The sequence below is a fragment of the Streptomyces sp. NPDC059649 genome (assembly GCF_042734445.1).
GTDB lineage: Bacteria > Actinomycetota > Actinomycetes > Streptomycetales > Streptomycetaceae > Streptomyces.
In genome coordinates, this window is sequence record NZ_JBHWDV010000048.1 from 49,415 (window position 1) to 55,879 (window position 6,465).

At 70.1% G+C, this 6,465-nt stretch carries 7 protein-coding genes; 5 read left to right on the forward strand and 2 right to left on the reverse strand.

Annotated features, from left to right (window positions below):
- Positions 1-4: 4 nt before the first annotated feature.
- Complete coding sequence (gene dapB, locus ACFV1J_RS33065) at positions 5-757, forward strand: 4-hydroxy-tetrahydrodipicolinate reductase (protein WP_261955363.1); 753 nt, start codon at positions 5-7, stop codon at positions 755-757.
- An 11-nt stretch (positions 758-768) separates the two neighbouring features.
- Positions 769-1,218 carry a hypothetical protein gene (locus ACFV1J_RS33070; RefSeq protein ID WP_385864350.1) on the forward strand — a complete coding sequence of 150 codons (450 nt, stop codon included), beginning with the start codon at positions 769-771 and terminating at the stop codon, positions 1,216-1,218.
- A gap of 306 nt (positions 1,219-1,524) precedes the next feature.
- Here ACFV1J_RS33070 and ACFV1J_RS33075 read toward each other — a convergent pair whose 3' ends face one another.
- Positions 1,525-2,079 (reverse strand): PH domain-containing protein, encoded by a 555-nt coding sequence (locus ACFV1J_RS33075; protein ID WP_385864352.1) that lies wholly within the window; start codon positions 2,077-2,079, stop codon positions 1,525-1,527.
- A gap of 116 nt (positions 2,080-2,195) precedes the next feature.
- A complete protein-coding gene (locus ACFV1J_RS33080; RefSeq protein ID WP_261955360.1) occupies positions 2,196-2,435 on the reverse strand; it encodes a hypothetical protein in 240 nt (79 codons plus the stop codon).
- A 232-nt stretch (positions 2,436-2,667) separates the two neighbouring features.
- Between ACFV1J_RS33080 and thyX the strand changes: the two genes are divergently transcribed.
- The 3 genes from thyX to ACFV1J_RS33095 all read left to right on the forward strand — a co-directional run bounded on the left by thyX (position 2,668) and on the right by ACFV1J_RS33095 (position 6,322).
- Positions 2,668-3,426 (forward strand): FAD-dependent thymidylate synthase, encoded by a 759-nt coding sequence (thyX, locus tag ACFV1J_RS33085; protein ID WP_385864355.1) that lies wholly within the window; start codon positions 2,668-2,670, stop codon positions 3,424-3,426.
- A gap of 197 nt (positions 3,427-3,623) precedes the next feature.
- A complete protein-coding gene (gene dapA, locus ACFV1J_RS33090) occupies positions 3,624-4,523 on the forward strand; it encodes a 4-hydroxy-tetrahydrodipicolinate synthase (RefSeq protein WP_030417239.1) in 900 nt (299 codons plus the stop codon).
- Between the two features lie 113 nt (positions 4,524-4,636).
- Positions 4,637-6,322 carry a ribonuclease J gene (locus ACFV1J_RS33095; RefSeq protein ID WP_385864356.1) on the forward strand — a complete coding sequence of 562 codons (1,686 nt, stop codon included), beginning with the start codon at positions 4,637-4,639 and terminating at the stop codon, positions 6,320-6,322.
- Positions 6,323-6,465 lie beyond the last annotated feature (143 nt).

The window sequence follows — 6,465 nt, forward strand, 5'->3', positions numbered from 1 at the left end:
AACGATGAGCAAGCTGCGCGTGGCCGTACTCGGAGCCCGGGGCCGCATCGGCTCCGAGGCCGTACGGGCCGTCGAGGCCGCCGAGGACATGGAGCTGGTCGCCGCCCTGGGCCGGGGCGACAAGCTGGAGACGCTGGTCGAGAACGACACCCAGGTCGTGGTCGAACTGACCAACCCCGCCTCGGTCATGGGCAACCTCGACTACTGCGTCCGGCACGGCATCCACGCCGTCGTCGGCACCACCGGCTGGACCGAGGACCGCCTCGCGCAGCTGCGCACCTCGCTCGCCGCGGCCCCGCAGGCGGGCGTGCTGATCGCCCCGAACTTCTCCATCGGCGCCGTGCTGACCATGCGGTTCGCCCAGCAGGCGGCCCGTTTCTTCGAATCCGTCGAGGTCGTCGAGCTGCACCACCCGAACAAGGCCGACGCCCCCTCCGGCACGGCGGCGCGCACCGCCCAGCTGATCGCCAAGGCCCGCGAGGAGGCCGGCTGCGCCCCGCAGCCGGACGCCACCGCCACCGCGCTGGACGGCGCCCGCGGCGCGGACGTCGACGGCATCCCGGTCCACTCGGTCCGCCTGCGCGGCCTGTTGGCCCACCAGGAGGTCCTGCTCGGCGGCGAGGGCGAAACCCTTACCATCCGCCACGACTCCCTCCACCACAGCAGCTTCATGCCCGGCATCCTGCTCGGCGTCCGCCGCGTGGTGACCACTCCGGGCCTGACGGTGGGCCTGGAAAACTTCCTCGATCTGGGCTGAGGCCGGCAGTCATGGGCGGAAAGATCACCTACTTCTTCCTCGCCACCGTGTTGGTGCTCGTCTTCGGCGTGGTGGCCATGGAGGGCGTACTGCTCCTGCTGACCGGCGAGCCGGCCGCCATGGGCATGGGCGCGGTGGCCTTCGTGCTGCCCTGCATCGGCGGCTGGTTCCTGTGGCACAACACCCGCTTCGCGCGAAGCGCCCACCGGCTCGCGGCCGTCCTGGAGGCGGAGGGCGGTCTGCCGGCCGACGAACTGAAGCGGACCCCGGGCGGCCGCATCGACCGGGACTCCGCCGACGCGGTCTTCGCCCGCCGCCAGGCCGAAACCGAAGCCGCCCCCGCCGACTGGCGCACCTGGTTCCGCCTGGCCGTCGCCTACCACGACGCCCGCGACACCCCCCGCGCCCGCAAGGCCATGCAACACGCGATCACCCTGTACAAGGCCGGCTCAACGGCCTGACAAAGCCACCCCCGGTACGCCAAGGCGGGACGAACCGGCCCCAGCGCCAAAACCCCGCCCGCCCCGTCGTCCCGCCCCCGGCCCCGCACTCGCCCGCCGCCGGACTCCTCCCGCCCCCAATCCCGCCCTGCGCCCGGAACGCCCCGTCCCGCCCCCGCCGCATGCCTCCCGCCGCCCCCACTCCGACGGAATATCCCCAGCCCCCAACCCGTTGTGGCCCCGCAGGGGGCGCTCGCGCCCCCTAGGGGATCTGTTCCCCCACCCCCTAAGGCCCCGCCCGCCCCGCCCCTCCCTGCTCCGCCGTCCCTACGCCCGCCGGTACTCCGCCGCCCAGGCCTCCAGGACGTCCGTGGCGTGTACGAAGGATTCCGGGCGGCCGAGGAAGTCGCCGTTGTGGTCCGTGACCAGGGTGCGCAGTGTTTCGCCCCGGCGCCGCTCGACGAGGAGCGCCTGGCCCTGCACGGTCCGCGGCAGGCCGAGCCAGCGCACCGGCTGCTGGACCGTACGGACCGACGCGATGGCGCTCCACGGTTCCGTGGTCGTCCGCAGCAGGTTCACCTGGCGCAGGCCCCGGGCGCTGACCCACACGCCCACCCGCAGCAGCCGCAGCGCGAGCGCGATCAGCAGGGCGCCGATCGCCACCACCGCGGCCGCTCCGGGCAGCGAGCCGGCCATCGCGATGATCATCGCGGACAGCAGCACGAACGACGCGAGCAGCAAAAACACCGCCGCCGTCCCCACCCGCCACGGTCCGGGGCGGTAGGGACGGCGCCAGTGGTCGGGCTCGTCGTGTGGGAGTGCGGCCTGTTCGGCGGCACCGTTGTCGAGGTGGCGGTCGGCCGTCAGGAAGGGCAGGGTCACGGCTGGTCCTCACTGGTGGCTGCGGCACGCGGGGGGCGCACCGACGGAAGCTGTGACCGGTGAGGTTATCGGGCCCTGCGGGGCGGAACCACTTGGTCCGCCCCGCCCCCTGCCGCTCAGCGGTGGGCGGCCTCGGACTGATGCACCCGGTTGGAGGCCGAGCTGTCCTGCTGCAGTGCGGGAACGCCGAACAGCAGGGCGCCGGCCAGGCCGCCCACCACTGTCAGCGTGATGAGAGACTGGCCGACGAGCTGCGTACGTGAGAGACGTGCACGCGGCGGGGGAGTGACATTGCTGCGGAACCGGTCTGCCTCTGCGACGAAGGCGAACGGGACGGGCTCGCGCCGGCGGAACATGAGGGGGCTCTCCTAGGAACCTCGTAGTGGGCACTGTCACAGGGTTAGACGTCTGTGCCGCCCGTTTGGTGCCCGTTTTCCAAGACTTCTGTGAAAAATATCAACTCCCGCGCGACGCCCTGCTATAGAGCGTCCCTTTTGCGGCTAACGCGGCATCACGCCGCATTTACTGGACTGTCAGTGGCGGGTCGTAGGCTGGTCGCGCACGAGGATCGAACGGAAGGAACCGCCGGTGTCGCACACCCCCGCCGAGAGCGCTGAGAGCCCCGAGGCTGCAGCCGTCAGCTTCCGGAGCGAGGTGACGGTCGAGCTGGTCAAGCACAGCGCCGCGGACAGCGACGTGCTCTGGGCGGCCCGGGTCTCCACGGCCGGCGAGCAGTCCCTCGAGGAGCTCCAGAAGGACCCCGAGCGCTCCAAGGGCCTGATCAACTTCCTGATGCGGGACCGGCACGGCAGCCCGTTCGAGCACAACTCCATGACCTTCTTCATCAGCGCGCCGATCTTCGTCTTCCGCGAGTTCATGCGCCACCGCGTCGGCTGGTCGTACAACGAGGAGTCCGGCCGCTACCGCCAGCTGGAGCCGGTCTTCTACGTCCCCGGCGAGTCCCGCAAGCTCGTCCAGCAGGGCCGCCCGGGCAAGTACGAATTCGTCGACGGCACCCCCGCGCAGTACGAGCTCACCAGCCGCGTCATGGAGGACTCCTACCGCCAGGCGTACGTCGCCTACCAGGAGATGCTCGCCGCCGGCGTCGCCCGCGAGGTCGCCCGCGCGGTCCTCCCGGTCGGTCTGTACTCCTCCATGTACGCGACCTGCAACGCCCGCTCCCTGATGCACTTCCTCGGGCTGCGGACGCAACACGAGCAGGCGAAGGTGCCCTCCTTCCCGCAGCGCGAGATCGAAATGGTCGGCGAGCAGATGGAGGCCCACTGGGCCAAGCTCATGCCGCTCACGTACGGCGCATTCAATGCGAACGGCCGGATCGCGCCGTAAGGCCCAGGCCGCGGGCCGGATTCCGGGGTGCGCGGACCGGACGGGCAAGGTGTCCGGATTGCGGCGTTTTGAGAACTTCATCTACGCTGAACAGACGGACCCGGCACTGCTTGAACCCCCGAGCAGGCAGTGCCGGAGTCCACATCCCTGCTCCCCAGAGGCGCATCCCACGGTGAGCTACGAGTAGCGTGGGACCCATGGCTCCGACTTCCACACCGCAGACCCCCTTCGGGCGGGTGCTGACCGCCATGGTCACGCCGTTCACGGCGGATGGCGCTCTCGATCTCGACGGCGCGCAGCGGCTCGCCGCCCATCTGGTGGACGCCGGCAATGACGGCCTCGTCGTCAACGGCACCACCGGTGAGTCCCCGACCACCAGTGACGCGGAGAAAGCCCAGCTGGTCCGCGCCGTGGTCGATGCAGTCGGCGACCGTGCGTTCGTCGTCGCCGGAGCCGGTACGAACGACACCCACCACAGCCTGGAACTGGCCCGCGCCGCCCAGGACGCCGGCGCCCACGGCCTGCTCGCCGTGACGCCGTACTACAGCAAGCCCCCGCAGGAGGGCCTGCTGCGCCACTTCACGGCCATCGCGGACGCCACCGACCTGCCGGTGATGCTCTACGACATCCCCGGCCGCAGCGGCGTCCCGATCAACACCGAGACCATCGTCCGGCTCGCCGAGCACCCCCGGATCGTCGCCAACAAGGACGCCAAGGGCGACCTCGGCCGCGCCAGCTGGGCCATCGCCCGCTCCGGCCTCGCCTGGTACAGCGGCGACGACATGCTCAACCTCCCGCTGCTCTCGGTCGGAGCCATCGGCTTCGTCTCCGTGGTCGGCCACGTCGTCACCCCCGAGCTGCGCGCCCTCCTGGACGCCCATCTCAACGGCGACGTCACCAAGGCCACCGAGATCCACCAGAAGCTGCTGCCCGTCTTCACCGGCATGTTCCGCACCCAGGGCGTCATCACGACCAAGGCCGCCCTCGGTCTCCAGGGCCTGCCCGGCGGACCGCTGCGGCTGCCGCTCGTCGAGCTCTCCCCCGAGGAGACCGAGCAGCTCACGCGCGATCTCGCCGCCGGCGGGGTACAGCTCTGATCAAAGACTTCACAAGTGAATACGGACCAACAACCGCCTTTTAGCAAGTGCACGAATGTCATGCGCGCCACGTGCCTCTACGGCAGCGTGGCGCGTGTGGTGAGGAGAGTCTTTTGAGTCATCCGCATCCTGAGCTCGGCGCCCCGCCGAAGCTTCCCAAGGGCGGCCTGCGCGTCACCCCCCTCGGCGGCCTGGGTGAAATCGGCCGCAACATGACGGTCTTCGAGTACGGCGGCCGGCTGCTGATCGTCGACTGCGGAGTGCTCTTCCCCGAGGAGGAGCAGCCCGGAATCGACCTGATCCTGCCGGACTTCTCGTCCATCAGGGACCGCCTCGACGACATCGACGGCATCGTGCTCACGCACGGCCACGAGGACCACATCGGCGGCGTCCCCTATCTCCTGCGCGAGAAGCCGGACATCCCCCTCATCGGCTCCAAGCTGACCCTGGCCCTGATCGAGGCCAAGCTCCAGGAGCACCGCATCCGCCCGTACACGCTCGAGGTCGCCGAGGGCGAGCGCGAGCGTCTGGGCCCCTTCGACTGCGAGTTCGTCGCGGTCAACCACTCCATCCCGGACGCCCTGGCCGTCGCCATCCGCACCCCCGCGGGCATGGTCGTGCACACCGGCGACTTCAAGATGGACCAGCTCCCGCTGGACCGCCGCCTCACCGACCTCCCGGCGTTCGCCCGGCTCGGCGAGGAAGGCATCGACCTCCTCCTCGTGGACTCCACGAACGCCGAGGTCCCCGGCTTCGTCCCGCCGGAGCGCGACATCTCCAACGTGCTGCGCCAGGTGTTCGCCAACGCCCAGAAGCGCATCATCGTCGCCAGCTTCGCCAGCCATGTGCACCGCATCCAGCAGATCCTCGACGCGGCGCACGAGTACGGCCGCCGGGTCGCCTTCGTCGGCCGTTCGATGGTCCGCAACATGGGCATCGCCCGCGAGCTGGGCTATCTGAAGGTCCCGGCCGGCCTGGTCGTCGACGTCAAGACCCTCGACGACCTCCCGGACGACGAGGTCGTGCTGGTGTGCACCGGCTCCCAGGGCGAGCCGATGGCGGCGCTCTCCCGCATGGCCAACCGGGACCACCAGATCCGCATCGTCCAGGGCGACACCGTCATCCTGGCCTCGTCCCTGATCCCCGGGAACGAGAACGCGGTCTACCGCGTCATCAACGGCCTCACCCGCTGGGGCGCCGACGTCGTCCACAAGGGCAACGCCAAGGTCCACGTCTCGGGCCACGCCTCGGCCGGCGAGCTGCTGTACTTCTACAACATCTGCAAGCCCCGGAACCTCATGCCGGTGCACGGCGAGTGGCGCCATCTGCGCGCCAACGCAGAACTGGGCGCCCTGACCGGCGTTCCGAAGGACCGCATCGTCATCGCCGAGGACGGTGTCGCAGTCGACCTGATCGACGGCGTCGCCAAGATCGCCGGCAAGGTCCAGGCCGGCTATGTCTACGTCGACGGCCTGTCGGTCGGCGATGTCACCGAGACCTCCCTCAAGGACCGCCGCATCCTCGGCGACGAGGGCATCATCTCGGTCTTCGTGGTCGTGGACTCCAGCACCGGCAAGATCGTCGGCGGCCCGGACCTGCACGCCCGTGGCTCCGGCATCGATGACGCGTCCCTCGCGGGCGTGGTCCCCAAGATCGACGAAGCGCTGGCCAAGTCCGCCCAGGACGGCATCGCCGAGCCGCACCAGCTCCAGCAGCTGGTCCGCCGTGCGGTCGGCAAGTGGGTGTCGGACAACTACCGCCGCCGCCCGATGATCCTCCCCGTGGTCGTCGAGGTCTGACGCACGGGCCCGTACGAAGTCGTACGAAGGGCCTCAAGTCGGAGCGGGGGGGGGGGGGGGGGGGTGGTGGGGGCCGGCCCCGCCCCCGAAGGTAGCGATGAGGTTGAATGAAAAAAAACCCAACAACAGACAACAAGGTGAAA

What these genes read in the sequence shown, in the direction of transcription:
- ACFV1J_RS33070 (WP_385864350.1), top strand. Translation starts at nt 769, where the DNA reads ATGGGCGGAAAGATCACCTACTTCTTCCTCGCCACCGTGTTGGTGCTC.
- dapB (WP_261955363.1), top strand. Translation starts at nt 5, where the DNA reads ATGAGCAAGCTGCGCGTGGCCGTACTCGGAGCCCGGGGCCGCATCGGC.
- ACFV1J_RS33080 (WP_261955360.1), bottom strand. Translation starts at nt 2,435, where the DNA reads ATGTTCCGCCGGCGCGAGCCCGTCCCGTTCGCCTTCGTCGCAGAGGCA.
- dapA (WP_030417239.1), top strand. Translation starts at nt 3,624, where the DNA reads ATGGCTCCGACTTCCACACCGCAGACCCCCTTCGGGCGGGTGCTGACC.